The organism is Pseudonocardia sp. TMWB2A (assembly GCF_017312135.1).
This window is the reverse complement of sequence record NZ_QKQY01000002.1, coordinates 5251589-5278299: the sequence shown is the minus strand read 5'-3', so window position 1 is coordinate 5278299 and position 26711 is coordinate 5251589. Positions and strand designations below refer to the sequence as shown.

The 26711-nt window shown below is 74.3% G+C and carries 24 protein-coding genes; 12 read left to right on the top strand and 12 right to left on the bottom strand.

The window, feature by feature from the left end; genetic code table 11:
• Positions 1–23: 23 nt before the first annotated feature.
• Positions 24–818, top strand: coding sequence for an alpha/beta fold hydrolase (locus tag DMP17_RS39330; protein ID WP_337832181.1), 795 nt, complete (start codon positions 24–26; stop codon positions 816–818).
• Between the two features lie 36 nt (positions 819–854).
• On the opposite strand, the gene DMP17_RS39325 is transcribed toward DMP17_RS39330, so the two are convergent.
• Both DMP17_RS39325 and DMP17_RS39320 read right to left on the bottom strand, forming a co-directional pair.
• Positions 855–1622: an SDR family oxidoreductase gene (locus DMP17_RS39325; protein WP_226350339.1), complete on the bottom strand. Its 768-nt coding sequence runs from the start codon at positions 1620–1622 to the stop codon at positions 855–857.
• Between the two features lie 199 nt (positions 1623–1821).
• Positions 1822–3012, bottom strand: a complete 1191-nt coding sequence (locus DMP17_RS39320; protein ID WP_337832180.1) for an LLM class flavin-dependent oxidoreductase — start codon at positions 3010–3012, stop codon at positions 1822–1824.
• Between the two features lie 226 nt (positions 3013–3238).
• On the opposite strand from DMP17_RS39320, the gene DMP17_RS39315 reads away from it, so the two are divergent.
• Both DMP17_RS39315 and DMP17_RS39310 read left to right on the top strand, forming a co-directional pair.
• Entirely contained in the window at positions 3239–4411 is a 1173-nt protein-coding gene (locus tag DMP17_RS39315) for an LLM class flavin-dependent oxidoreductase (RefSeq protein ID WP_226350341.1), read from the top strand.
• Between the two features lie 77 nt (positions 4412–4488).
• Positions 4489–6198: a sigma-54-dependent Fis family transcriptional regulator gene (locus DMP17_RS39310; protein ID WP_337832179.1), complete on the top strand. Its 1710-nt coding sequence runs from the start codon at positions 4489–4491 to the stop codon at positions 6196–6198.
• A 15-nt stretch (positions 6199–6213) separates the two neighbouring features.
• Here DMP17_RS39310 and DMP17_RS39305 read toward each other — a convergent pair whose 3' ends face one another.
• The 3 genes from DMP17_RS39305 to DMP17_RS39295 form a co-directional block, all read right to left on the bottom strand.
• Positions 6214–6966, bottom strand: coding sequence for an ABC transporter permease (locus tag DMP17_RS39305; protein WP_226350642.1), 753 nt, complete (start codon positions 6964–6966; stop codon positions 6214–6216).
• 100 nt (positions 6967–7066) lie between these two features.
• Entirely contained in the window at positions 7067–8017 is a 951-nt protein-coding gene (locus tag DMP17_RS39300) for an NAD(P)/FAD-dependent oxidoreductase (RefSeq protein WP_337832178.1), read from the bottom strand.
• An 84-nt stretch (positions 8018–8101) separates the two neighbouring features.
• The gene (locus DMP17_RS39295) at positions 8102–9028 is read right to left on the bottom strand and encodes a LysR substrate-binding domain-containing protein (RefSeq protein WP_337832177.1); all 927 of its coding nucleotides are present in this window, start codon (positions 9026–9028) and stop codon (positions 8102–8104) included.
• A 107-nt stretch (positions 9029–9135) separates the two neighbouring features.
• Here DMP17_RS39295 and solA point away from each other — a divergent pair, with 107 nt between their 5' ends.
• From solA to DMP17_RS39275, 4 genes are read left to right on the top strand one after another with little or no spacing between them, the layout of a single operon-like run.
• Positions 9136–10320 (top strand): N-methyl-L-tryptophan oxidase, encoded by a 1185-nt coding sequence (gene solA, locus DMP17_RS39290; protein ID WP_337832176.1) that lies wholly within the window; start codon positions 9136–9138, stop codon positions 10318–10320.
• A 31-nt stretch (positions 10321–10351) separates the two neighbouring features.
• Positions 10352–11683, top strand: coding sequence for an aromatic ring-hydroxylating oxygenase subunit alpha (locus tag DMP17_RS39285; RefSeq protein WP_337832175.1), 1332 nt, complete (start codon positions 10352–10354; stop codon positions 11681–11683).
• A gap of 38 nt (positions 11684–11721) precedes the next feature.
• A complete protein-coding gene (locus tag DMP17_RS39280; RefSeq protein ID WP_226366579.1) occupies positions 11722–12183 on the top strand; it encodes a MarR family winged helix-turn-helix transcriptional regulator in 462 nt (153 codons plus the stop codon).
• Positions 12180–12866, top strand: a complete 687-nt coding sequence (locus tag DMP17_RS39275) for an SDR family oxidoreductase (RefSeq protein WP_337832174.1) — start codon at positions 12180–12182, stop codon at positions 12864–12866. Before DMP17_RS39280 ends, DMP17_RS39275 begins: the two co-directional genes overlap by 4 nt.
• Before the next feature lie 21 nt (positions 12867–12887).
• On the opposite strand, the gene DMP17_RS39270 is transcribed toward DMP17_RS39275, so the two are convergent.
• On the bottom strand, positions 12888–15251 hold the full coding sequence (locus DMP17_RS39270; RefSeq protein ID WP_337832173.1) for an FdhF/YdeP family oxidoreductase: 2364 nt from the start codon (positions 15249–15251) through the stop codon (positions 12888–12890).
• Positions 15252–15719: 468 nt separating this feature from the next.
• On the opposite strand from DMP17_RS39270, the gene whiA reads away from it, so the two are divergent.
• The gene (gene whiA, locus DMP17_RS39265; protein ID WP_337832172.1) at positions 15720–16688 is read left to right on the top strand and encodes a DNA-binding protein WhiA; all 969 of its coding nucleotides are present in this window, start codon (positions 15720–15722) and stop codon (positions 16686–16688) included.
• Here the strand turns inward: whiA and DMP17_RS39260 are convergent.
• Together DMP17_RS39260 and DMP17_RS39255 are read right to left on the bottom strand one after the other, a co-directional pair.
• The gene (locus tag DMP17_RS39260; RefSeq protein ID WP_226366576.1) at positions 16637–17632 is read right to left on the bottom strand and encodes a transketolase family protein; all 996 of its coding nucleotides are present in this window, start codon (positions 17630–17632) and stop codon (positions 16637–16639) included. The genes whiA and DMP17_RS39260 overlap by 52 nt on opposite strands.
• Positions 17629–18489: a transketolase gene (locus DMP17_RS39255; RefSeq protein ID WP_226350352.1), complete on the bottom strand. Its 861-nt coding sequence runs from the start codon at positions 18487–18489 to the stop codon at positions 17629–17631. Before DMP17_RS39255 ends, DMP17_RS39260 begins: the two co-directional genes overlap by 4 nt.
• Positions 18490–18690: 201 nt before the next feature.
• Between DMP17_RS39255 and DMP17_RS39250 the strand changes: the two genes are divergently transcribed.
• The 3 genes from DMP17_RS39250 to DMP17_RS39240 all read left to right on the top strand — a co-directional run bounded on the left by DMP17_RS39250 (position 18691) and on the right by DMP17_RS39240 (position 21661).
• A complete protein-coding gene (locus tag DMP17_RS39250; protein WP_226350353.1) occupies positions 18691–19389 on the top strand; it encodes a FadR/GntR family transcriptional regulator in 699 nt (232 codons plus the stop codon).
• Between the two features lie 78 nt (positions 19390–19467).
• On the top strand, positions 19468–20313 hold the full coding sequence (locus tag DMP17_RS39245; RefSeq protein ID WP_337832171.1) for an NAD(P)-dependent oxidoreductase: 846 nt from the start codon (positions 19468–19470) through the stop codon (positions 20311–20313).
• A gap of 25 nt (positions 20314–20338) precedes the next feature.
• Positions 20339–21661 (top strand): MFS transporter, encoded by a 1323-nt coding sequence (locus tag DMP17_RS39240; protein WP_337832170.1) that lies wholly within the window; start codon positions 20339–20341, stop codon positions 21659–21661.
• Between the two features lie 47 nt (positions 21662–21708).
• Here DMP17_RS39240 and DMP17_RS39235 read toward each other — a convergent pair whose 3' ends face one another.
• On the bottom strand, positions 21709–22767 hold the full coding sequence (locus tag DMP17_RS39235) for a phosphotransferase family protein (RefSeq protein ID WP_337832169.1): 1059 nt from the start codon (positions 22765–22767) through the stop codon (positions 21709–21711).
• Positions 22764–23957: an acyl-CoA dehydrogenase family protein gene (locus DMP17_RS39230; RefSeq protein ID WP_337832168.1), complete on the bottom strand. Its 1194-nt coding sequence runs from the start codon at positions 23955–23957 to the stop codon at positions 22764–22766. Before DMP17_RS39230 ends, DMP17_RS39235 begins: the two co-directional genes overlap by 4 nt.
• A gap of 106 nt (positions 23958–24063) precedes the next feature.
• Between DMP17_RS39230 and DMP17_RS39225 the strand changes: the two genes are divergently transcribed.
• Positions 24064–24648, top strand: coding sequence for a TetR/AcrR family transcriptional regulator (locus tag DMP17_RS39225; protein ID WP_226350358.1), 585 nt, complete (start codon positions 24064–24066; stop codon positions 24646–24648).
• Here DMP17_RS39225 and DMP17_RS39220 read toward each other — a convergent pair.
• Together DMP17_RS39220 and DMP17_RS39215 are read right to left on the bottom strand one after the other, a co-directional pair.
• Entirely contained in the window at positions 24635–25843 is a 1209-nt protein-coding gene (locus DMP17_RS39220; protein WP_337832167.1) for an enoyl-CoA hydratase-related protein, read from the bottom strand. The two genes, DMP17_RS39225 and DMP17_RS39220, sit on opposite strands and share 14 nt — an antisense overlap.
• A complete protein-coding gene (locus tag DMP17_RS39215; protein WP_226350360.1) occupies positions 25840–26631 on the bottom strand; it encodes an enoyl-CoA hydratase/isomerase family protein in 792 nt (263 codons plus the stop codon). The genes DMP17_RS39220 and DMP17_RS39215 overlap by 4 nt, the downstream gene beginning before the upstream one ends.
• Positions 26632–26711: the final 80 nt, after the last annotated feature.

Here is a 26711-nt window from a genome sequence, read left to right as displayed (position 1 = left end):
CCACCGATCTGAGAGGTAGCTCCATGTCCCGCACCCCACTCGTCCTCGTCCACGGCAACCCGGAGTCGGCGGCCATCTGGGGACCGCTCATCGCGGAGCTCGACCGGGCCGACGCGGTCGTCCTGTCCCCGCCCGGGTTCGGCGTCCCCGCGCCCCGCGGCTTCGACTGCTCGGCCACGTCCTATCGGGACTGGCTGGCGTCCCAGCTCGAGCTGTTCCGTGCGCCGGTCGATCTGGTCGGTCACGACTGGGGCGGGATCCACGTCGCCGCGTTGGCCATGAGCCGGCCGGACCTGCTGCGCAGCTGGGCCTCCGACGCCCTCGGCGTGTTCGCTCCCGACTACCTCTGGCACCCGCGGGCACAGGTGTGGCAGCAGGAGGGCCCCGGGGAGGCCTCGGTGCAGGAGATCTGGGGAGGCGATCTGCACCAGCGGCTCGCGGTGACCTCGGCCCTCGGTATGACCGGGCGCATGGCGGAGCGGGTCGCCGCAGGCATGGATCCCGAGATGGGTCGTGCCGTTCTCGCGCTGTTGCGGTCGGCACGGCAGCCGGCGATGGCGGAGGCGGGACGGCTTCTGCCGGACGCCGCACAGCGTCCGGGGCTCGCTCTCATCGCCGTGGACGACGTCGACAGGGCCAGCGGGACGCTGGTGCAGCACGAGTGGGCGGCGCGACGGTCGGGCGCGACGATGGCGCACCTGGAGGGCGTGGGCCACTGGTGGCCGGAGGAGACGCCGGCGCCGGTCGCCGAGGCCCTGACGCGCTTCTGGGCAGAGCTGCCGGATCCGGACGGCGCGTCCGCGAGCTCCCGGGGATGACATCGACCGGCCGCACCCGGGGGGGGCGGAGCGACCTCACCAGGCGACGGCGCCGCCGTCGGCGAGGAGGTTGACCCCGGTGCAGTACGACGACGCCTCGCTGAGGAGGAACACCGTCGGTCCGACCATCTCCTCGGGCTCGGCCATCCGGTTCAGCGGGATGTCCGGGATGTAGGTCTTCACGTGCTCCCACACCGCAGGTGACTTCGCCATCGGGGTCGCCGTGTAGCCCGGGCTCACCGTGTTGACCCGGACACCCCGCCGCGCCCACTCCAGCGCCAGTGACGTGGTGAGGTGCACGACGCCGGCCTTCGCCGAGTTGTAGTGCGCCTGGGTCAGGCCCCGGTTGGCGATCGCCGCCGAGATGGACCCGATGTTGACGATGGTCCCTCCGCCGTGGGCGAGCATGGCCGCGCCCTCGGCCTGGCAGGCGAGGAACACGCCCGTCAGGTTGATGTCGACGAGCCGTCGCCACTGTTCCTCGGGCATGCCCTCCGCGGGGGCGCCGTCGTTGATGCCGGCGCAGTTCACCGCGTGCCGCAGCGGGCCCAGCTCGGACTCGGTGCGGGCGACGGCGTCGCGCAGCGACGACGCGTCGGTCACGTCCGCCGGACAGCTGATCGCCCGGCGGCCGACCGCCTCGACCGCCTCGACGGTGGACCTCAACGCGTCGGCCGAGACGTCCGCGCAGGCGACGTCGGCCCCGGACTCGGCCAGTCCCAGCGCGACCGCGGCGCCGATGCCGCCGGCGGCGCCGGTCACGAACGCGACGCCGCCGTCGAGCCGGAAGTTCGGTGCAGCCATCCCCGCCTCCTCAGCGGCTCTCGGGTGTCGTGGCGCCGGCCCGCCCGGCGTCCTGCCGCCGGGCGGCCCCCACGGTCACGGTGTCGGGCACGGTGGTTCCTCTCGTGTCGCCGGTGGATCAACGAATGCGTTGACGAGGTCGGGTGCAGAGCGCCCCGGTGCGGTCCGGGTGGCGGCCCCGCGGGGCCGCCACCCGGGGTCACGCGCCCGTGGTGGCGCCGCGGGCCGCCCGCTCGGCCGCGTGCTTCTCGGTGAAGGCGTTGATCGCGGCCCACTGACGCTCGGCCAGCGGGTCGCGCACGCTGCGGGTCCACGCCTCGTTGGCGAGCAGCCGCTTGGTCGTGCCCCGGAACCGCGGCGCGACGTGGTTGGCGAACAGGTGGTAGTGGTGCAGCGTCTCCTCCCAGGGCGCCCAGTTGTGGGCGAACATGAGGTAGGCGCCGAAGCCGCCGCGCGACTGCTCCTGGAGGCGCTCGATCTGCTCGATCGCGTCGTCGACGGTGCCGATCACGCCCATGCCGGACTCGATGACGAAGTCGATCCGCTCCTTCGTCGACCTCCCCTGCACCGACAGCTGCGGCGCCGACGCCGTGTGCTGCAGGTAGTCGAACCACGCGTCGATGCCGTACGCCACGTCCTTGATCGCCTGGTCCCTGGTGTCGGCGATGTGCATCGGGCCGACCAGGCGCCACCCGTCGCGGCTGGGTGTGGTCCCGTGCTGCTGCGCCGTCTCCTCCACCACGTCCCAGTGCAGTGCGAGCGCGTCGAAGCCGGCCTCGCTCATGGTGGCGCCGATCGAGATCATCCCCAGGCCGTGCCGGCCGACGAGCCGCGGGCCCGAGGGGGAGACGATCGCGGCGGTGGCGACCTCGAAGTGCGGGTCGCTGTAGCAGTCGAGCTGCAGGCGGGCCTCGACCAGCTTGTACCGGTCGGTCTCGATGGAGATCGGCTCGTCGCTGGTGAGCAGGTGCATCAGCACCTCGACGTCGGTCTCCAGGGCGGCGCGGGTGTCCTTGGGGTCGATGCCGAGCATGAGGGCGTCGGTGGCCAGGGCGCCGGGCCCGACGCCGAGCATCGCGCGGCCGCGGGTCATGTGGTCCAGCTGCACCATCCGGTCCGCGACCAGGAAGGGGTTGTGGTACGGCAGCGAGACGACCCCTGTCCCGAGCCTGATGTGCTTGGTGACCTGGGCGCAGTGGGCGATGAACAGGATCGGGTCGTTGATGAGCTCGACGCCGCACGAGTGGTGCTCCCCGAACCACGCCTCGTCGAACCCCATCGCGTCGAGCCGCTGGACCAGCTCGGTGTCGCGCTGCATCGAGTACGTCGGGTCCTGCCCGACGGGCACGTGGTGCGGGGGAAGGAAGATGCCGAAGCGCATCCGTGACATGTCAGCTCCTCTGCTGCTGCCGGGCCGGACCTTCGGATGTGAGCGTGGCCACTCCTCGGCGGCTTTGTCAACGGAATCGTTGATTCGGGTCGAGGTCCGAATCGATGGCGGCGTACGCGGGGGTGTCCACTTTCCGCACAGTCCGTACGACGTGACCGCGGTCATGCTGACGACTCCGACAGAGCGGTCGGGACGCGGCCGCTGATCGACACGTACTGGAGTCCCCGTGAGCCGTCTGCGTTTCGGCACCTTCCTGGCGCCCTTCCACAAGCCCGGTCAGAACCCGACGCTGGCGCTGCAGCGCGACCTCGAGCTCGTCGAGCACCTCGACGCCCTCGGCTACGACGAGGCCTGGATCGGCGAGCACCACTCGGCCGGTTCGGAGATCATCGCCTCGCCCGAGATCTTCATGGCGGCCGCGGCCGAGCGCACCCGTCGCATCCGGCTCGGCACCGGCGTCACCTCGATCGCCTACCATAACCCGCTGTGGGTGGCCGACCGCATGGTGATGCTGGACCACCTGACCCGCGGCCGGGCGATGCTCGGGTGCGGCCCGGGATCGCTGCCGACCGACTCGGCGATGATCGGCCTGACCCCGACCGACACCCGCGAGCTGCTGGAGCAGAACCTCGACATCATCATGCGGCTGCTGCGCGGTGAGTCGGTCACCCGGCAGACGAAGACCCACAACCTGGTCGACGCGCAGCTGCAGCTGCGTCCCTACACCGACCCGTGCTTCGACGTCGTCGTCGCCGCGGTGGCCTCGCCGACCGGGCCGCGGATGGCCGGGCAGCACGGCGTCGGGCTCCTCTCGATCGGTGCGACGCTCACCCAGGACGGCTTCGACGCGCTGGCCCACCACTGGAACGTGGTCGAGGAGCGGGCCGCCCACCACGGGCAGCCCGCCCCGGACCGTTCCGCCTGGCGGCTGTGCGGGCTGATGCACATCGCCGAGACCCGCGAGCAGGCCTATAAGGACGTGGAGTACGGCATCGAGCACTGGTTCCAGTACTTCCAGAAGGTCGCCGCGTTCCCGCAGATGGCGGTCGGGGACAGCGTCGACGTCAAGGGGATGATCGACTTCATCAACGAGGCCGGGATCGGTGCGATCGGCACGGTCGAGGACGCCCGGGCGCAGGTGCAGAAGCTGGTCGACCAGTCCGGCGGGTTCGGGGCGTTCCTGATGCTGGGCCACGAGTGGGCCAACCCGGAGGCGACCCGGCGCTCCTACGAGCTGATCGCGCAGCAGGTGTTCCCGCACTTCCAGGGGCAGGCGCAGAGCACGCTCGACGCGAAGGACCGGGCCGGCGCCACCCGCGAGGCGCACGCGCAGACTCAGCTCGACGCCGTCGACCACATGACCAGGAAGTACGAGCAGGAGAAGGCGTCCGGGAACTGAGCCGGTCGGGGTGGGGCCGGTCCGCCGGTCCCACCCCGGGCTCCCCGACGTGCAGGATGGGTCCGGGAGGAGGGCCGATGACGACCAGGGGTGACGACTGGGAGCGGTTCCAGTCGGGCGAGGAGCCGAGCGGCCTGCGCCACGAGGTGCTCACCTCCTGGCGACGGTCACGGTTCAGCGGGGTCGACCCGGAGCACGTCGACGTCCCCTACATCGAGACCGACCTCGACACCCAGTTCGCCCGCGTCGCCGTCCCGATCATGAGCGGGATGGCCGAGCTGCTGGTGGGTGACAGCTCCTGCCTGGCGCTGGCCGACGCGTCGGGCAGCGTGATCTGGCGCTGGGTGTCCGAGCCGATGCTGCGCGACACCCTGGACGAGCTGTCGGTCGTCGAGCACTTCAACTTCGGCGAGGAGCACGTCGGCACCAACGGGCTGGGTACGGCACTGGAGACCGGCGCGCTGGCCGTCGTGCGCGGTTCCGAGCACTACGTGCACCGTTTCCACGACGTCACCTGCGTCGCCGCGCCGGTCCGGCACCCCATCACCCGTCGCATCGCCGGTGCGGTCAACGTGACCTGCCGGGCCGCCGACACGAACTCCCTGCTCACGGTGGTCGTGCGCAAGCTCGTCGAGGAGATCCGGGTGGCCATGTCCGACATGGCCACCGGCCGCGAGCGCCGCCTGCTCTCGGCGTTCCTGCAGGAGCAGCGCCTCGGTTCCGGACCGATCGCCGTGATCGGCGACAACCTGATCATCACCGACCAGCGGGCGGCCGACCTCGGGCTGGACCGGCTCGACCTCTGGGATGAGCTCCGCGCCCTGCGCGGCACCGGCGACCGGATCAGCCTCGGGCTCCCGGCCGACCTCACCGCGACGGTGCGCCTCGTCCGGGACGGCGGCACCCCGACGGGTGCGGTGCTGACCGTCGACGACCCCGCCGACCCGCCCGCCGCCGCCGGGGTCACCCCGGCGGTCCGGCGCGCCCGCCGGCCCCCGGCCGCCGCGGGCGGGGACCGGACCGCGATCGCCGCCCGCGCCGCCGCCCTCGCCGGGACCGGTCCGGTCGCGGTCCTCGGGGAGGCGGGGACCGGGAGGACCACCGTGCTCCGCACCGCGATGGGCGACGGGGCGGAGGTCCTCGACGCCGCCACCCACCGGCTCGACCCCGCCGGATGGATCGCGCGCCTGCGCCGCGGCGCGGCCCGGGGTGCCGTGGTCGTCCGCCACGCGGAGCTGCTCGACACCGCTTCGGTCCGCACCGTCACCGCTGTCCTCGGCGAGGTCCTCGCCGACGACGGCACCCGGCCCCGGGTCGGGCTCACGGTCACCGTCGCCGAGGGCGAGTCCCCCGCGTCCGCCGCCGCCCTGCTGCTGGACGGTCTCGCCGCGAGCGTCCTCCCGGTGCCGCCCCTGCGCCGCACCCCCGACGTGATCACCGACCTCGCCCGCGGCGAGCTGCGCCGGCACGGCGACGGGCTGACGTTCACCGCGGACGCGCTGGCCGCGCTGCGCCGCTACCACTGGCCCGGCAACCTCGCCGAGCTCGCCCGCGTCGTGCGGGACGCGGCCCGGGACGCCGACGGCCCGGCGGTCGGCGCGGCCGACCTGGGGCCCGGGGTCCGGCACGCCGGCGGACGTCGCGCACTGACGCCGCTGGAGACCGCCGAGGCCTCGGTCATCGCCGCCGTGCTGCGCGAGCACGACGGGAACAAGTCCACCGCCGCCCGTGAGCTCGGGATCTCCCGCACCGCGCTGTACAGCAAGATCCGCCTCTACCGCCTCTGACCCGGACGGCGCCGTTCACGCGGGCGCCCGGTCGTGGGGCGGGTCGCGCACGATCCGCTGCCGGGCGACGAGCTCGACGGTCACCAGCGCGGCGACGGTCTCGGCGGCGAGGAGCCCGACGAGGACGAGGATCTGGGCGACGGCGGCCCGGACGGGGTCGCCGCTGCCGAGCAGGACGCCGACGAAGGCCCCGGGCAGGGTGACCAGCCCGACGGTGCGGGTCTGGTCGAGGGCGGGGACCAGGGCGTCGTGGGCGGCGGAGCGGATGACCAGGACGGCGGCGTCGCGGGGGAGGAGCCCGAGTGCGAGGGCGGCCTCGTACTCGCCGTGGCGGTCGGTGAGCTGGGCCAGCGCCCGGCGGCCCGCGAGCGAGGTGGCGGTCATGGCGCCGCCGATGACGATGCCGGCGACGGGGACCACGGCGACGCCGGTGAGGGGTACCGCGCCGGTGGCGAGGACGACGGCGAGCACGGGGGCGGTGCCGGCGAGGATGGCGACGCCCGCGAGCAGCCCCCGTCGGCGGCGGGTCATCCGTCGTGCCGAGGTCACGGTGGCGGCGGCGAGCATGAGGACGACGAACGCCGCGGTCGCCCACCAGTGCCGGACGACGAACACGATGACCCCGGCGACCACGGCGAGCTGGACCACGGCGCGGACCGCCGCCCACACCGACATCCGTGCGGTGCCGGTGCCCCCGACGCGGGCGGCCAGGGCGGCGATCGCGGTCAGCGCGACGACGGCGAGGACGGTCGGCCAGCCGGCTCCGATCTGCACCCGCCCACCGTCCCATCCCGGCCCCGCGGGCGGGGTCCCGCTCGGGCGACGACGCGCACCCGCCCCGTGCCGGCCGGGACGGGCGCGCCCCCGGTCACCGGGCGGGGACGGCCGCCCGGCGGGCGAGCGCGACGTCCTCGTCCAGCAGCTCCCGGGTGATCCCGGCACCCGCGGCCGCGCCCGCGGCGACGGCGGCCGGCACGGTCGCCATCGGGTCCGTGACGTTCCCGGCGACCCACAGCCCGGGCACCGTGGTGGCGCCCATCGGACCGGCGGGGACGTGGTCGCCGAGCCCCGACGGGTGGGCGACGGCCGCCGGCCCGAGCGCGGCGAGGAACCCGCCCCGCGCGACGGACCGCGGCGAGACCGTCAGCGCGTCGATCCCGATGACCTGCCCCGACCCCAGGCGGAGCCCGGAGAGCCCTCCGGGCCCGGTCTCCACCGCGGTCACCTCGCCGTCGACGACCGAGATGCCGCAGGCGGCGAACCCGTCCCACTGCTCGTCGTCGGGCTCGGGTCCGGTGTGCAGGAACAGGGTGACGTCGTCGCTCCAGCGGGTGGCGAGATGCGCCTTCACCAGGTCGTGCGGGCCGGTGGACAGCACCCCGATCCGTGTGTCGCGGTGCTCCCACGCGTGGCAGAACGGGCAGGCGAAGACGTCGGCCCCCCAGCGCGCGGCGAGGCCGCCGACCGCCGGGAGCTCGTCGGTCAGACCGGTGGTGACCAGGAGCTTGCGACCGGTGACCTCGGCACCGTCGGCGGTGGTGACGGCGAACCCGCCGTCGGGCAGGAGGCGCGCGCCGGTCACCCGGGCGTCGCGGACGACGCCGCCGTAGCCGCGCACCTCCTCCCGGCCGATCCGGGCGATCTCGGCCGGCGGCAGACCGTCGCGGGTGAGCCAGTTGTGCACGCCGTCGGCGGGGGCGTTGCGCGGGGTGCCGTCGTCGAGCACCAGCACCCGCCACCGGGCCCGGGCGAGCAGGAGCGCCCCGGAGAGTCCGGCGGAGCCGCCGCCGACCACGATGACGTCGTAGGAGAGGTTCATGCAGCTCAGCGTGCGACCCACTCGTGATTATCGGCAAGTATCGTTGCTGGAACGGCAAAGGCGTCGTCGGTCGGGGCCCGGCGGTCAGGTTGCGGCGAGCCGGTCGGCCAGCTCCCGGCACACCTCGTCCAGGGTCGCCAGCCCGGCGGCCACCGCGGGCCGGTGCCGCGCACCGGCCCGGACCGCGGCGACCACCCGGCGGATCGGCACCGGCGGCGTGCCGATCCGGATCCGCCGGGTCTCGTGGCGGGCCGGGACGTCGGCCAGGCGGGGGACCAGCGCGACGCCGAACCCGCGGGAGACGAGCGCGGCGCCGGTGTCCCACTCGTCGGCGTGGTGGGCGATGTCGGGCGCGAACCCCGCGCCGGCGCAGGCCATCGTCACGAGCTGGTGGTAGGCCCGTCCCGGGTTGCTGCAGATCCACCGCTCCGCGGCCGTGTCGGCCAGCGCCACGTCCGCGCGCCCGACCAGCGGGTGGTCCGGGCCGACCAGCAGGTCCAGCGGCTCGTCGAACAGGGTCCGCTGGTCGAACGCCGGGTCGGTCACCGGCGGGAGACGCGACGTCGCGACGACCACCACGATGTCGGTGTCACCCGCGGCGAGCAGGTCGAACGCCCGCGCCGGCTCGCACTCCCGCAGCTGCAGCTCCCACCCGGGGTGGGCGGCGCGCAGCCGTCCCAGCACCTCCGGCACGACGGCCGCCGCCGCGGTGGAGAACCCGGAGAACCGCAGCGCCCCGCCGGTGTCGCCGTCGCGGTGGGCCGCCAGGTCGGCCTGCGCCCGTTCCCACTGCGCCCGCAGCGTCTCGCCGTGCGCCAGCAGGGTCCGCGCCGCGGCGGTCAGGCGCACCCGTCGTCCGTCGGGTTCGAGCAGCGTCACCCCGAGCTCGCGGGCCAGTGCCTGCATCTGGTGCGACGCCGACGACGGCGTCATCCGGCACACCTCGGCCGCCGCGGTCACCGTCCCGTGCCGGGCGATCGCGGCCAGGACCCGCAGCCTCCGGTCGATCATTCGCGGAACGTACAAGATTCCGGGTCCGAATCCGTGATGGACCTGAACGGTTCTCCGCGCCCACCCTGTCGTCGTCAGCACACCGCGGAACGGCAGGAGCACGACGGATGGGTGCGTACCGCGCGATCGTCATCGGCCTCGGAGGGCTCGGCTCGGCCGCGCTGCACCGGCTCGCCACCGAGCTCGGCCCGGGGGTCCTGGGCCTGGAGCAGTTCGCGCTCGGGCACCACCGGGGCGCCTCCCAGGACCACTCGCGGATCATCCGGCTCGCCCAGCACCAGGACGCCTACGCCGCCCTGGCCGCACCCGCCTACCGGGCGTGGGCCGCCGTCGAGGAGGAGTCCGGCCAGCGGCTCGTCACCCGCACCGGCGGGCTGGTGATCGAGGACCGGGTCGCCCGCGCGGGCACCGCGACCGGCACCCGCAACATCGAGGGCTACACCGCGCTGTTCGACCGCTACGGCGTCGGCTACGAGCTGCTCGACGCCGACGCCCTCACCGGGCGCTGGCCCCAGTTCCGGACCTCCGGCGGTGAGCAGGCCCTCTACCAGGATGAATCCGGCATCGTCGACGCCGCGCGGGCGAACGCTGTGCACGTCGCGCTGGCCCGGGCGCACGGCGCCGAGGTCCGCCCGCACACCCCGGTCCGGTCGGTCCGGGCCGACGGCGGCGGGGTCGCGGTCGTCACCGACGGGGGCACCCTGCACGCCGACCGCGTCGTGCTGGCCGCCGACGCCTGGACCAACCAGCTGCTCGCCGGGGTCGGGCTGCGGCTGCCGCTGACCGTGCTGCGCGAGCAGGTCACCTACTACGCGACCCCGCACCTGGCCGAGTTCTCGCCCGGCCGCTTCCCGGTGTTCATGTGGCACGGCGAGCACAACTTCTACGGCTTCCCGGTGTACGGCGAGGTCGCGACCAAGCTCGGCCAGCACATGGGCGGCGAGGAGACCACCGCCGACGGCCGCTCGTTCGACCCCGACCCGGTCCGCCGCGAGCGCTACGACGCCTTCCTCGCCCGGCACCTGCCGCGGTTCCGCGGTCCGGAGCTGTACTCGAGGACCTGCCTCTACACCGTCCCGCCGGACCAGGACTTCGTCCTCGACACCCTGCCCGGCACCCCGCAGATCGTCGTCGCCATCGGGGCGGGGCACGCGTACAAGTTCGCCGCACTGATCGGTGGGCTGCTCACCGATCTCGCGCTCGGCAAGGAGCCGGCGCACCCGGTCGACGCCTTCTCCGTCACCCGGCCCGCGCTGACCGACCCCGCCTTCCCGCGCAGCTTCCACACCTGAGCCCGTCCGCCCCGCGACGAGAGGAGACCCCGTGAGCATCGACCTCCCGGTCACCCCGGGCCCGGCGCCCGCCCACCACGACGCCCTGCCCGCCCGGCCGGTCGACCCCGCCACGTTCGGCGACGAGGCCACCTACCGGCACACCCGGCTCCCGGTGGACCTGGCGTCGACCCTGCTGCCCGACGCCTACACCTCGCCGGAGTTCTTCGCCCTCGAACGGGAGCGGGTGTTCGCGACCGGCTGGGTCGCGGTCGGCCTCACCGCCGACGTCGACCGGCACGGGGCCTGCGTCGTCGTCGAGGTCGCCGGGCGGTCGGTGATCGTCACCCGCAACCGGCACGGTGAGCTGCGCGCCTTCCACAACGTCTGCCGCCACCGCGCCACCCGGCTGCTCGACGCCGACGCCCGCGAGGTCGGCAGGCGCGGCCGCATCCGCTGTCCGTACCACAGCTGGACCTACGACACCGACGGCTCGTGCCTGGGCACCCCGCTGTTCGAGGGCTCCGACGTCCCGGCCGGGCAGGAGCCCGTGTTCGACACCTCGGTCGCCACCGGCTTCGACCGCGCCGACCAGGGGCTGCTCCCCGTCGCCGTCGACAGCTGGGGGTTCCTGCTGTTCGTGCACCTCGGCCGCGACCCGGGCCCGCTGCGCGAGCAGCTCGGTGACCTGCCCGCGCGGTTCGCCGGCCACCGGCTGGAGACCTGGACGCCCCGCCGGCGCCGCCGCTACGACGTCGCGGCCAACTACAAGCTCGTCGGCGAGAACTTCATGGAGTACTACCACCTGCCCTGGGTGCACCCCGAGCTGAACCGGGTCTCGCGGTTCTCCGACCACTACCGCTGGCAGGGCCCCGGGATGTACACCGGCATGTGCACCACCCCGGTGTCGCGCAACACCGAGGCCGGCGGCTGGGACGGCCCGGCGCCGCTGAGCACGCTCGGCCCCGACGACGCGGACAGCGGCCGCTTCGTGTGGCTGTTCCCCAGCTGCGCGCTGGTGGTCCTGCCCAACCACGCCTTCGTGCTGCTCAACCGCCCGGTGGCCGCCGACCGGACGGAGGAGACCGCGGTGCTGCTCACCCACCCCGAGTTCGTCGACGACGAGGCCGGCCGTGCGGGGCTCGACCAGCTCGAGGCGTTCTGGGACCTGGTCAACCGCCAGGACCTGGACATCGTCGAGCGGGTCCAGCAGGGCCTGGCGGACCCGGCCTTCCGCGGCGGCCGGATGTGCTTCCGCTTCGAGGAGCCCGTCCACCGCTTCCAGAACATGGTCGTCGACCGGATGGTCGGCCTCGACCGGGTCCCGGCCGGCGACGACGCCATCGCGACGCGGATGTTCCCGGACCCGAATACTGTCGCCTGATACCTGTCGTCTGACAGTTTTTCAGCTACGGTGATGGGGTGGACGACGACCAGGAGACCCGGCTGTTCGAGCTGGCCGACCGCATCCTCGCGGTCGGCAGGCTCATCCACGCGTCGAAGGAGCCCGCGTTCGCCGGGCAGAGCTGGACCCCGCTGGAGAGCGCGGTGATGCGCGTGATCGACCGCGAGCCGGGCATCACCGCCGGTGCCGTCGCCCGGGCGACCCGGCTGATCTCCAGCAACACCAGCCGGGCGCTACGCAACCTCGAGGCCAAGGGCCTGGTGCGGCGCGTGTCCGACCCCGACGACGCGCGCCGGGTCCGCCTGTACCCGACCGACCGCGCCGAGCAGAACCTGCGCGAGCTGCGTCGCATCTGGAGCGAGCTGCTCGCCGGGGTCGCCGACGACCCCGCGGGGATCGACACGGCCGTCGTCCTGCTGCGCCGGATCGAGAACGGGCTCGCCGGCGACCCCCGCACCGACACCCAGGAGCAGACATGACCGACCGCACCGCACTCGTCGTCGGGGCCTCGCGCTCACTCGGGCTCGCCCTGGCGGGCGAACTCGCCGAGCGGGGGTTCGACGTCGTCGCCACCGTGCGTGGTGAGACCCCGGAGGCCCTCGCGGCACTCGCCGACCGGACCGGGCGGGTGACCGTCGAGCACCTCGACATCACCGACACCGGGCAGATCGACGCGCTGCGCGAGCGGCTCGGCGACCGCCGGATCGACCTGCTGTTCGTCAACGCCGGCATCACCGACGCCGACGTGCCGGCCGCGCAGGTGCCCACCGAGGTGTTCGTCGAGGTCATGGTGACCAACGCGCTGAGCCCGATGCGGGTCGTCGAGGGGCTCGCCCCGCTGGTCCCGCCCACCGGCACGATCGGGGTCATGTCGTCGCGGCAGGGCAGCATCGGGTTCAACACCCGGGGCGGGCACGAGGTCTACCGGGCGAGCAAGTCCGCGCTCAACCAGCTCATGCGCAGCTACGCCGCCCGGACGGCCGGGGACCCGCGCACCCTGCTGCTCCTGCACCCGGGGTGGGTGCAGACCGAGCTGGGCGGCCCCGGGGCCCGGCTGACCGTCGCGGAGAGTGCGCGCGGGGTGGCCGAGGTCCTGGTGGGCCACGCGCACGACGGCGGCCTGCAGTTCCTCGACCACACCGGCGCGGTCGTCCCCTGGTGAGGCCCGGCGCCCCGGTGGCGGTCAGGACACGTGCGACACCTCCGGCCGGGACTTGTGGCTGTTGTCGTCGCCGACCGCACCCTGGGCGCCCTGCGGGTTGCACTCCTCGCTCCCGGCGACGCCGAGCCGGACCACCACCGACTTCGACGCCGGCTGGTTGCTCTTCAGCGCGGTGGCGTCGAGCGGCACCAGCGGGTTCGTCTCCGGGTAGTACGCCGCCGCGGTGCCCCGCGGGACGTCGTAGGCGACCAGGCGGAAGCCGGGGGCGCAGCGGGTGTGCTCGTCGCCCTCCCAGCGCGTGATCAGGTCCACGTGGTCGCCCTCGGAGTACCCGAGCGCGGCGATGTCCTCGCGGTGGCAGAACACGACCCGGCGCCCGCCCTCGATGCCGCGGTAGCGGTCCGACAGGCCGTAGATGGTGGTGTTGAACTGGTCGTGGCTGCGCAGGGTCTGGAGCAGCAGGTGCCCGTCGGGCACCTCGAGGACCTCGATCGGCGACACCGCGAACTCGCCGCGCCCGGACCCGGTCTCGAAGGTCCGCGAGTCCCGCGGCGGGTGCGGCAGCACGAACCCACCGGGGCGACGGACGTTCACCTCGTAGCTCTCGCAGCCGGTCACGACGCGGGAGATGTGGTCGCGGATGCGGCGGTAGTCCCCGCGCATCGCCGCCCAGTCGATGCCGTACCGGTCGCCCAGGGTGGCCTCGGCGATCCCGGTGAGGATCGCGACCTCCGAGCGCAGGTGCGGGCTCGCCGGCGGCAGCGGGCCGCGGGACGAGTGCACGGAGCACGTGGAGTCCTCGACCGAGACGAACTGCGGTCCGGACTCCTGGACGTCGCGCTCGGTCCGGCCCAGGGTGGGCAGGATCAGCGCGGTCCGGCCGCCGTGCAGGTGCGACCGGTTGATCTTCGTCGAGATCTGCACGGTCAGCCGGGTGCCGGTCAGCGCCGCGGTCGTGACGTCGGTGTCCGGTGCGGCCTGCAGGAAGTTGCCGCCGAGGCCGACGAAGACCTTGACCTTCCGGTCACGCATGGCCCGGATGCTGTCGACGGTGTCGAAGCCGTGCTCGCGGGGCGGGTCGAACGCGAACTCGGCCTGCAGGGCGTCGAGGAAGGAGTCCGGGACGCGCTCCCAGATGCCCATCGTCCGGTCGCCCTGGACGTTGGAGTGGCCGCGGACCGGGAACAGCCCGCCGCCCGCACGGCCCATGTTGCCCTGGGCCAGGGCGACGTTGACGACCTCCTTGATCGTCGCGACGCCGTTGCGGTGCTGGGTCAGACCCATCGCCCAGCAGAAGACGGTCTTGCGCGAGTCCCGCAACAGGGCCGCGGCCCGGGTGATGTCGGCCCAGGACAGCCCGGTGGACCGGGTGACGGCGTCGCGGTCGATCGAGGCGACGTGGTCGCGCCAGGCGTCGAAGCCGCTGGTGTGCCGGTCGAGGAACTCGTGGTCCAGGGCGTCCCACTCGACGAGCAGTGAGCCGATGGCCTGGAACAGCGCGAGGTCGCCGTTGACCCGGACCGGCAGGTGGAGGTCGGAGATGTCGGTGCCGTGTCCGAGGACGCCCGTCGGGGTCTGCGGGTTCTTGAACCGCATCAGCCCGGCCTCGCGCAGCGGGTTGATCGTGATGATGGTGGCGCCGTTGCGCTTGGCGTGCTCGAGCTGGGTCAGCATCCGCGGGTGGTTGGTGCCCGGGTTCTGCCCGGCGATGACGATCACGTCCGCCTCGAGCAGGTCGGGCAGCGTCACGCTGGCCTTGCCGATCCCGATCGACTCCTGCAGCGCGATCGAGGTCGACTCGTGGCACATGTTCGAGCAGTCCGGCAGGTTGTTGGTCCCGAACGCCCTCGCGAAGAGCTGGTAGACGAACGCGGCCTCGTTGGACGCCCGGCCGGAGGTGTAGAAGGTGGCCTCACCGGGGCCGTCCAGGGCGTTCAGCTCGTCGCCGATCAGCCGGAACGCCGCGTCCCAGCCGATCGGCTCGTAGTGGGTCCCGCCCGGCCGCCGGACCATGGGATGGGTGATCCGGCCCTGCTGGCCGAGCCAGTACTCCGACCGCTCGTCGAGCTCGGCGACGCTGTGGCGGGCGAAGAACTCCGGGGTCGCGCGCCGCGTCGTCGCCTCCTCGGCGATCGCCTTCGCGCCGTTCTCACAGAACTCGGCCACCGAGCGGTGCCCGGGGTCCGGGTCCGGCCAGGCGCAGCTGGTGCAGTCGAAGCCCTCGGCCTGGTTCAGCTTCAGCAGCGTACGCGCGGTGCGGGACGGTCCCATCCGCTCCAGCGACCGCTTCATCGACACCGCGACGGCCGTCGCGCCGACGGCGTGGTCCTCGGGCGTGCCGACCTCCAGGTCGGCCTCCGCGTAGTCGTCGCTGTGTCCGTCCATGGGTCTACCTCCGCGCTCGACGACCGTCGGGCGGCGGCCCCGTCGGCGTCCCGCCCGCTGTGGACGCGCTACCCGGCCGGAGTGGTCCCAACCGTCCACGGACCCGATCGGGGCCGCACCGGCGAGGGGCGTCCGGGCCGGCCCGGGGGAGGGGATCACGCAGGGTCACCGGTCGGCGGTCCGCCGACCACCGGTCGCCCCGGGCGCCGCGCCGGTCGTCCCCAGTCGCCCGGTTGTCGTGGCGGGCAAGCGGATCCGCCTCGTCCTCCGACGGCCGGTCGTTGTCCGGGGTGTGGTGCGCGCCGACCGGGAGCCCGGCGTGCGCCACCGGTCGGTCCGAGGCGCGTCGCCCCCGCCAGGGCGGTACGTCCCGGACCGGCCGTCCCCCCGTCCGGGCGTCGTCCGACGGCCGGGGGGACCCGAGCCCGCACCGGCGGAGCACGCCGGTCGGATCCGAAGGAGCCTCAGGTGGACATCCTCGACGTCCGGGACGAGCTGTTCCGGCACCGCCCCGCACGGGCCGACATCGGCCGCGCGGAGGCGGCGACGACCCTCCGGTTCGCCTGCGCCGGGACCCTCGGCCAGACCGTCGGGGCGGCATCGGTCCCGGTGCTGGACGTCCCCGCCGGGTGCGCGCGCTCCGTCAGGCGCCTGGCCCGGCAGCTCACCGACCTGTTCGAGATCCCCGTCGTCCGGCTGTCCGCCGAGTCGCTCCGGGTCGTCGCGCGGGTCCCGGAGCTGGCCCGCCGCACCCGGCTGTGCGACAGCACCGGCCGCTGGGTGCGCGGCCTGCCGCCGCCGGTCGTCGCGGGCGACGACGCGGTCCTGGCCGGGGCCTGGCGCGCCGCGTTCCTGGCGGCCGGGGCGCTCGGCGGCCGCGGCCGGGCCGGGCTGGAGCTGCTCTGCCCGTCCCCGGAGACGGCGATGGCGCTCACCGGAGCGGCCCGGCGCCTCGGCGTCGCCGCGCTGACCCGCCCCAGCACCCACGGCGACCGGGTCGTCGTCCGCGACCCCGCCGACGTGCGGGCGGCACTCGGCCTGATGGGTGCGCCGCGCGCGGCGCGGGCGTGGACCCCCGACCTGCGGCGCGGGACCGGCGAGGTCCCGGTGAGCGGCGCGCTGCACGACGCCAACCGGGAGCGCGCCTCCCAGGCCGCGGCGATGACGACCCTGCGCGTCCAGGCGCTGCTGGAGGACCCGCCCGCCGGGGTGCCCGAGCGCCTGCTGGCCACCGGCCTGCTGCGGGCCCGCAACCCGGAGCTGTCGTTGCAGGAGCTGGGCCGTCTCGCCGACCCGCCGATGACCAAGGACGCGATCGCCGGGCGGCTGCGGCGGCTGCTCGAGCACGCCGAGCGCGAGCGCCTCACCCCGCTGAGCGCGCCGCCCTACAGCTCGGCCTTCACCTGTGCGCAGAGCGCGTCGGTGGACAGGCCGTAGCGGTCGTGCAGGGTCGGCAGCGCGCCCGCGGCGAGGAACTCGTCGGGCAGGGCCGCCGGCCGGATGCGGGTCGCGACCCCGGCCCAGGCGGCGGCCGCGGCGACCGACTCCGACAGCCCGCCGACGACGCTGTGGTTCTCGGCGGTGACGACGAGCCGGTCGGTCCGCAGCTCCCGCAGGATCGTCTCGGTGTCCAGCGGCTTGACCGTCGGCACGTGCAGCACCGCGGCGTCGACGTGGTCGGCCTCCAGCCGGGACGCGGCCTGCAGCGCGCGCATGGTCATCAGCCCGGTCGAGACGAACAGGACGTCCCGCCCGGGCCGGAGCAGCGCCGCCCGGCCCAGCTCGAAGCGGTAGTCGTACTCGTCGAGGACGGCGGGGACCCGGCCGCGGAGCAGTCGCAGGTAGGTGGGGCCGGGGTGGTCGGCGAGCTGGGGGACGGCCTGCTCGATGTCGGTCGCGTCGCACGGGTCGACGATCGTGAGGTTCGGGCAGGCACGCAGGATCGCGAGGTCCTCGGTGGCCTGGTGGCTGGGGCCGTAGCCGGTCGTCAGCCCGGGGAGCGCGCCGACGACGTTGACGTTCAGCCCGGGCTCGGCGATGTCGAGGCACAGGAAGTCGTAGGCCCGGCGGGTGGCGAACACCGAGTAGGTCGAGGCGAACGGCACCAGGCCGACCTCGGCCATGCCCGCGGCGGCGCCGAGCATCGCCTGCTCGGCCATGCCCATCTGGAAGAAGCGGTCGGGGTTGGCGTCGCGGAAGACATGCATGTCGGTGTACTTGGCGAGGTCCGCCGACAGGCCGACGATCTCGGGCCGCTCGTCGGCGAGCCGGTTCAGCGCGTGTCCGAACGGTGCACCGACGGTCCGCTGGTCGGGGTCGGCGAACGAGGCGATCATCGCCGAGGTGGTGAGCCGCCTGCGCGGTCCGGTGGTCGTGTTCATCGCGCGATCCCCTCGAGTGCGTCGTGGGCGGCGGCCCACTCGTGTGCGGCCACCGGCAGGAAGTGCGCCTTCTCGCGCTCCTCCAGGAACGGCACGCCGCGCCCGGTGCGGGTGTCGCAGATCAGGACCGACGGGCCGCCGGTGTGGTCGCGGATGCGGTCGAGGGCGGCCAGCAGGGCGTCGACGTCGTTGCCGTCGACGCGCTGGGTGAACCAGCCGAACGCGCGCCACTTGTCCGCCACCGGCTCGGTCCGCAGGACCCCGCCGGTCGGGCCGTCGGCCTGCAGCCCGTTGACGTCGACGACGGCGGTCACGGCGGCGAGCTCGTGGTGGGCGCACGCCATCGCCGCCTCCCAGGTGGAGCCCTCGTCCAGCTCGCCGTCGGACAGCAGGTTCACCACCCGGGCCGGGTTGCCGCGGTGGCGCAGGCCGAGCGCCATCCCGCAGGCGACGCCGAGACCGTGCCCGAGCGAGCCCCCGGAGATCTCCATGCCGGGGGTGTAGGACGCCATCCCCGACATCGGGAGGCGGGAGCCGTCGGACCCGTAGGTCTCCAGCTCGTCCTCGCCGATCGTCCCGGCCTCGGCGAGGGCGGCGTAGAGGGCGATCGCGTAGTGCCCGACGGACAGCAGGAACCGGTCGCGGCCGTCCCACTCCGGCTCCTGCGGGCGCAGCGTCAGCTCGCCGTCGCCGCGGGCGTAGAAGGCGGCGAGCACGTCGGCGACGCCGAGCGCCTGGCCGATGTAGCCCTGCCCCTGGACCTCGCCCATGGTCAGTGCGTGGTGGCGGATCCGGGTCGCGGCCGCGCGGATCCGCTCCGCCCGCGTGTCGGGCGGGCTGATCGTGGGTGAGCTCATCGTCGGGCACCTCCGGTCGGTGGTCGGGCCGCCGCTCTGCGCAGCGCCACGGGTAAAGGTTGTACCAATCCGCTGAAGCTGGCGATAGGGGGGCCTGCTGCGTCACAAAAGGTTCGACCAATGCTTGACGGGTGGGAGTGGGCGCCCTACCTTCGGCGTCGCGACCCGGGGGCGGCCCCCGGACGACGAGGAGGTCCTGCGATGGGTGTCGATCTCTCCGCGTTGATGCACCGGCTCGCCGGTGCGGCGACGCGGGAGCCCCGCAACGGGACCCTGCGGCTGCCGACCGAGCGCGAGCTCGGCGCCTCGCTGGACATCAGCCGGGGAGCGCTGCGCGAGCAGCTCTCCATGCTGGAGGCGATGGGCTTCGTCGAGCGGACCCAGGGCCGGGGCTCGCACCTGCGGGTGCCCGACGCCGGGTTCATCCAGGTCTACTTCGACCTGTCCCAGCAGCTCGGCCACCTCAGCGGCGACCAGTTCCGCTCCGCGCGCGAGATGCTGGAGCTCTCGGTCGCCGAGGAGGCCGCCCGGCGCGCCACCGCCGACGACGTCGACGACCTCCGCGCCCTCGTGGACCGGATGGTCACGGCCAGCGGCGGCGGCGACGACGTCCGGGCCGCCGAGCTCGACATGGAGTTCCACCGCAGGCTGTTCCAGGTCGTGGACAACCCCATCTTCACGATGCTGCACGACGGCCTCAGCCACGCGCTGCGCGACGAGATCGTCGAGCGCCGCCGCCGTGCGGTCCGCCGCACCCCGCTCGGACCGGGCCAGACCCGGGTCGTCGACACCGTCCACTACGGGGTCGTCGAGGCGATCGGCGAGCGCGACCGCGAGGGCGCCCGGACCGCGATGCGCCGCCACTTCGAGGTGTGGTCCTCGCTCGTCGGCGAGCCCTGACCTCCACCCACACCACCGGACGGGCCCCCGGCGCCCGCCCGGGGACTCCGCATGCCGGGAGGAGCGAGGCACACCGCCATGCACATCGTGTTCGTCGGAGTCGGCGCGATCGGCCTGCCCATGGCCGCCCGTCTCGTCGGCGCCGGGTTCACCGTGACCGGGGTCGACCCGGCACCCACCGCGGCCGAGCGGGCCGCCGGGACCGGCCTGACGGTCGTCCCCGACCTCGCCGCGGCCGGCTCCGCCGACGTCGTGGTCGTGATGGTCGCGACCCCCGAGCAGCTCGACGACCTGGTCGGCGCCGCCACCGCGGACGGGCTCACCGGCCGGTGCTGGATCGTGATGAGCACCGTCGGTCCGGACGCCGTCCGGGCCCAGGCCGCGCGCCTGGCCGCGGCCGGCGCGGCCGTCCTGGACGTGCCCGTGACCGGCGGCGTCGCCCGCGCGCGCACCGGGGAGCTCACGCTGTTCGCCGCCGGGCCCGCCGCCGACGTCGACGCCGCCGCCCCGGTGCTCGGCGCGATGGGCACGGTGCGGCGGGTCGGCACGGACCCCGGCGACGGCCAGGCCGTGAAGATCGTCAACCAGCACCTGTGCTCGGTGCATCTGGCCGCGGCCGCCGAGGCGCTGGCCCTGGCCGGGCGGCTCGGGCTGGACCGGGCGGAGGTGCTCTCGCTCGTCGAGGGCGGGGCCGGCGGCTCCTGGATGCTCACCGACCGCGGCCCGCGGATGCTCGCGGCCACCGACGTCGAGGTGACCAGCACCGTCGGCATCTTCGTCAAGGACTCCGGCCTCGTCGCCGACGCCGCCGCGACGGCCGGCGCGGACACCCCGCTGCTCGCCGCGGCCCACGACCGCTTCCTCCGCGCGAGCCGGGCGGGGCTGCTGCATCGCGACGACTCGCGCGTGATCGAGACCTACTGACCGCACCCCCGACAGGAGCAGCACGATGACCCCGACCGCAGGCAGCGTCGCCGGCAAGGACGACCCGAAGAAGGTCTCCGTCGCCTCGATGATCGGCACCGCCGTCGAGAGCTACGACTTCTTCATCTACGGCACCGCGGCGGCCGCCTACTTCGGCACCGTCTTCTTCCACACCGACAACGCCCTGATCGGCGTCCTGGCCTCGTTCGCCACGCTGGCGATCGGCTTCGTCTTCCGCCCCCTGGGCGGCTACCTCGCCGGGCACTACGGCGACCGCCTCGGACGCAAGCGCGTCCTGATGTGGTCGCTCGTCGTGATGGGCGTCGCCACCGTCCTGGTCGGTGTCCTGCCCACCTACGCCCAGGTCGGTGTGCTGGCCCCGATCCTGCTCGTCGTGCTCCGCATCGCCCAGGGCATCGGCTTCGGGGCCGAGTGGAGCGGGGCGGTGCTCATGGCCGTCGAGCACGCCCCGGAACGACGGCGCGGCTTCTTCGGCGCGGTGCCCCAGATCGGCATCCCGGCCGGTCTGCTGCTGGCCAACGGCGCCTTCCTGCTCTCCGAGCAGATGTTCACCGGCGACTGGGTGTGGCGCGCGCCGTTCCTGGCCTCCGCGGTGATGGTCGGCGTCGGCATGTTCATCCGGATGCGGGTCGCCGAGTCGCCCGAGTTCGACGCGATGAAGGCCTCCGGCGAGATCCGCAAGACCCCCGCCCTCGACGTCCTTCGCAACGACTGGCGGATCGTCCTGCGCATCGTCGGCCTGCGTCTGGCCGAGACCGGCGGCTACTACATCACCACCAGCTTCATGCTGTCCTACGTCGTGCTGGCCTCGCTGACCGACCGGACCACCGTGCTCATCGGCACCCTGGTCGGGTCCGCGCTCGGGCTGGTCAGCCACCTGGCCTTCGGGGCGCTGTCGGACCGGATCGGGCGCAAGCCGGTGTTCCTGTTCGGGTCGGTGTTCACGATCCTGTTCGGTGTCCCGATGTTCCTGCTGGTCAACACCGGTGCCGCGATCGCCGTCGTCGTCGCGGTGGCACTCGGGCTGCTCTTCAGCCACGACCCGATCTTCGCGGTCGAGGCGTCCTGGTTCTCCGAGCAGTTCCCGCGCGACGTGCGGTCCTCGGGCATCTCGCTGGGCTACAACGCGGCCGCGGTCGTCGCCGGTCTGCTGCCCTTCGTCGCCACCGCGCTCTACGGGCTCCTCGGCTGGTACGGCCCGGCGGGTCTGTTCGTGCTGCTCGGGATCATCTCGACCTGGGCGAGCCGGTTCGCCGCGGAGACCGCACCCGCCCGCGTCGGGCCGTCGGCCCCGGCCACGGCCGGAGCGCCGGCGCAGGTCCGCTGACGGCCGGGCCGGGCCGTGCCACGCAGGCCGGCCCGGCCCGCCGTCGCTCAACCGCGGGCGGCGACGACCCCGGCCGCGGCCAGCGGTGCGGTCGCCTCGCCCACGGTCGCGAACCCGTCGCCGCGGGTGTCGCCGCGCAGGTGCCGGGCGTGGATGCCCTCGGCGATGACGGCGACCTTGAGGTAGGCCAGGCCGCGGTGGAACGCCCAGTCCCGCGGCTCGCGCCCGGACGACGCGGCGTAGTGCTCCACCAGCTCGTCGGCACCCGGCATGCGGGGGCTGGTGGAGGCCGCGGCCCCGGCCAGGACCGGGGCGAACACGGGGTCGCCGTAGACGACGTGCAGGGCCAGGTCGGCCAGCGGGTCGCCGAGGGTGGCCATCTCCCAGTCGACCAGCGCCCGGACCACGGTGGGGTCGTCGCGGTCGAGGATGGCGTTGTCGATGCGGAAGTCCCCGTGCACGACGGCGTGGTCGCTCTCGGCCGGGCAGGTCGCGTCGAGCAGGCCGTGCAGGGTGTCGACGTCGGGCAGCTCGCGGGTGGCGACCCGCTGCCACTGGCCGTACCAGCGTTCGACCTGGCGGCGCAGGTATCCGGCGGGGCGGCCCAGCTCGGCCAGCGGGCCGGTGGTGACGTCGACGGCGTGCAGCGCGGCGAGGGTGTCGACCAGGGAGAACGCGGTCGCCCGCACGGTCGGGTCGTCGAGGGCGGCGAGGTCGTCCTCGCTGCGCACCACGATCCCGTCGACGAACCCGGTGAGCGCGAACGGCACCCCGAGTACCGCGTCGTCGGCCAGCGCGACCGCCGGTGCGACCGGGACCCCGGACCCGGCGAGGGCGGCGACGACCCGGTACTCGCGGCCCATGTCGTGCGCGGAGGGGGTCAGTGTGCCGAGCGGGGGGCGGCGCAGGATCCAGACGTGCTCGCCGTCGGTGACCCGGTAGGTCAGGTTCGACCGCCCGCCGGAGACCAGCTCGGCGGTGACCCCGCCCCGGTAGCCGTCGACGTGCTGGTGCAGGAAGACGTCCAGCGCGGCCAGGTCCAGGCCGTCGGTCGTGCCGACGGCGTCGGTCGTGCCGGGCGTCTCGGTCGTATCGGTGACGCTCATCGGGCCTGCTCCGCGCGGTAGCGGCCGACGGTGCGCTTCGCGATGGACCAGCGGTGGGTCTCCGACGGCCCGTCGTAGATCCGGAACGGACGCACCTCCCGCAGGAACCGGCCCAGCAGCACGTCCCCGGACACCCCGCGCCCGCCGTTGAGCTGCAACGAGCGGTCCACCACCCGCCACACCGCCTCCGCCGTGAACGTCTTCGCGATCGAGACCTCCATCCCGGCGGGGCGGCCCTGGTCGAGCTCCCAGCAGGCGCGCAGGATCAGCCCGCGCGCGGCCGCGATGTCGATCTCGTTGTCGGCGATCATCGCCTGCGCCATCCCGAGGTCGGCCAGCCGCGACCCGAACACCCGCCGCTCCGCCGCCCAGGCCACGGCGATGTCCTGGGCGCGGCGCGCGATGCCCAGCCAGCGCATGCAGTGGGTCAGCCGGGCCGGGCCGAGACGCACCTGCGCGTAGCGGTAGCCCTCGTCGACCTCACCCAGCACCGCGTCGTCGCCGATGCGGCAGTCGGAGAACTCGACCTCCAGGTGCCCGCCGTAGAGCGACTCGTCCAGCGTCGGGATGTGCCGTCCGATCTTCATGCCGTGGTTGCCGGCGTCGACCAGGAACATCGTCGCCCCGCCGCGGTCACCGGGGGAGCCGGTGGTGCGGGCCATGACGATCGCGAACGCGGCTCCGTCGGCGCCGGTGATGAACCACTTGCGGCCGTCGATGCGCCAGCCGCCGTCGATCCGGGTGGCCGTGGTGGACAGCGCGTCGGGGTCGGACCCGGCGCCGGGGGAGGGCTCGGTCATCGCGAAGCACGAGCGCACGTCCCCGGCGGCGAGCGGGGCGAGGTAGCGGACCTTCTGGTCCTCGGAGGCGATCCGCTCGAGCAGGTGGATGTTGCCCTCGTCGGGGGCGGCGATGTTCAGCGCGATCGGGCCGAGCAGCGAGTAGCCGGCCTCCTCGAACACCGCGGCGCGGCCGCACATGTCCAGGCCGTGCCCGCCGAACTCGGGGGCGGCGTGCGGGGCGAACACCCCCGCGGCGCGGGCGGCGTCCTGCAGCCGGACCCGCTCCCCGTCCGACGGCAGGACGCCGCCGTGGGCCTCCTCGACCGGGACCACCACCTCCCGGACGAAGCGTGCCGTCCGCTCCGCGAGGTCCTGCACGTGCGCGTCCTGGGCGAGGTCGACCGCCATGTCTCCTCCATCGGCTAATGGGTGTTAGCCATCTTGTAGCAGCATCGCACCATGCGAGGACAGCGTCGGGAGCCACATCTCACACCACGGCTATAGACTGCTAGCCGTGCGGAGCGATCAGATCCGGTCGGCGGCGCTGGCGGAGTTCGCCCGCCGCGGCTACGAGGCGACGACGATGGCCGACATCGGTGCCGCCGTCGGCATCCGCGGGCCGAGCCTCTACAAGCACGTCCGCTCCAAGCAGGAGCTGCTCGCCTCGGTCATCGACGCCACCATGGACGCGCTGATCCGCGAGCACGACGCCGCGGTGGCCGGGATCGACGACCCGGTCGAACGGCTGCGCCGCGCCGTCGAGGCGCACGTGCGCTACCACGCCCGGCACCGCGTGGAGGCCTTCGTCGGCAACCGGGAGCTGCGCAGCCTGACCGAGCCGCACCGGTCGGAGATCCTCGGCAGGCGCGCCGACTACGAGCAGCGCTTCCGGCGGCTGATCGCCGAGGGCGCCGACGCCGGGGTGTTCTCGGTCGCGTCGCCGCAGCTCGCGTCGTACGCGATCCTCGACCAGGGGATGGGCGTCGCGGTGTGGTTCCGCGACGACGCGGGCCCGGGGGAGAACGAGGTCGCCTGGCAGCTCGCGGACTTCGCGCTGCGCCTCGTCGGGGCCGGGCCCGCCGCGCTCAGGCCCCGGTGAACCGGGGCCGCCGGCGCTCGGCCAGCGCCCGCGCGCCCTCCAGGAGGTCGCTGCCGCGCCCGGCCTCGACGACCGAGTCCTGCTCGTCGGCCAGGTGCGTGTGCAGGTCGGTGTCGCCGCTCTGCCGCAGCAGCCGCCGCACCGCGCCGAACGCCCGCGTCGGCCCCGCCGCGACCGACGCCGCGTAGTCGCGTGCCGCCGCGTCGACCTCGCCGTCGGGGACGACCGTCGTCACCAGGCCCCAGTCCAGCGCCTCGGCCGCGGTGAGCCGGCGCCCGGTCAGGAACATCTCCTGCGCCCGGCGCAGGCCCACCAGCCGGGGCAGGAACCAGGACACCCCGGCGTCGGAGGTCAGCCCGATGCCGCCGTAGGCGGTGGTGAACACCGCCTCCTGCGCGGCGACGACGACGTCCGCGGCGCACACCAGGCCGAGCCCCACCCCGGCGGCGGCGCCGTGCACCGCGGCGACGACCGGGGCGTCCATCGTGGACAACCGCTCGACGGCGGGGTGGTAGAGGTCGGTGAGGTCGCGCAGCAGCGCGGGCAGCTCCTCGGGCGGGCAGCCGGTGAACAGCCCGATGTCGCCGCCGACGCTGAAGACCTTCTCCCCGCCGGTCAGCAGGACCGCGCGCACCGTCGTGTCCCGGGCGAGCGCGTCGACGGCCCGGGCGAACTCGGCGCCCATCGTCGCGTCGACGGCGTTGTGCTTCTCGGGCCGGTCCAGCCGCACGGTCGCGACGCCGTCGGCGACCCGCACGTCGAGGGTCGTGTACGGCGGCGCCGCCGCGGCCCACCGCGCGGTGTCGGTGAGCTGTTCGAGCCGGGTGAGCCTGCCGTCGGCGACGGTGACGACGTGGGTGAACGCCGCGTCCAGCGCGCCGCCGCCGCGACGCCCGCGCCCCCGGTAGCGCCCGCTCACCAGCATCCGGCCGTCGGCGGTCGGGGTGAACCGCTCCGGCTCGGCGCGGGCGGCGAAGTTCCGGGCGATACCGCCCCAGCCGTCGCGGCGCATCGCCTCGGCGCCGCGGTGCTCACCGCCGACGCCGCCGGGCATGCCGTCGGCGAGCACGCCGACGAAGTCGGGGTGCAGGATCGCGTCGAGGGTCTCCCGGTCGCCCTCGGCCAGCGCCGGGTAGAGGCGGCGGACCACGGTCTCGTCGTCGGTCGTGCCCATCGTGTCCTCTCCTGCGGTCATCGGCCGTCGAACTCCGGGGCGCGGCGCTCGGCGAACGCGGTGATGCCCTCCCGGACGTCGGCGCGGCCGGCGCCGGCCCTCATCAGCTCGTACTCGGCCATCAGCTGGTCCGCGTGCGTGCGGTCGCCGCTGTCGCGCAGCAGCTGCTTGATCCCGCCGTAGGCCCAGGTCGGCCCGGCGGCGAACTCCCGGGCGAGCGCCCAGCCGGTGTCCTCGAGCTCGGCGCCGGGCACCACCCGTGAGGCCAGCCCGCACTCCAGGGCCTCGGCGGCGCCGACCGGCGTCGAGCGCAGCATCAGGTCCTGCGCGCGGCGCAGGCCCACCAGCCGCGGCAGGTACCAGGAGCTGCCGCCGTCCCCGGTCATGCCGAGCCGGGTGAAGCCGGTCGCCAGCTTGGCGTCGTCGGCGAGGACCACGACGTCGGCACCCCACAGCAGGCCCAGCCCGCCGCCGCCGACCCCGCCGCGGGCGGCGGCGACGACGGGCACCGGCAGCGCGGACAGCCTGCGCAGGGCCGACCGGTGCCAGGTGCTGATCATCGAGTCCAGGTGCTCGGGCAGCGCGTCGAGGTTGCTGCGGAAGAACCGCAGGTCACCGCCCACGCAGAAGGCCGGGCCGTCGGCGGTCAGCAGCACGCACCGCACGGTGTCGTCGGTCTCCGCGGTGCGGATCGCGGCGTCGAGCGCCTCGACCATGGCCGGATCGATCGCGTTCCCCGCATCCGGGCGGGTCATCCTGATCTCGGCCACCCCCTCGGTGACCCGGTAGGTGGCTCGGTCTGCGTGCATCGCGTCCTCCCGAACGGCGTCCCCGGCGTTGACGTCGAATCTCGCATAAGTTTATTCTCGATTCAAATCTGGTTGACGAA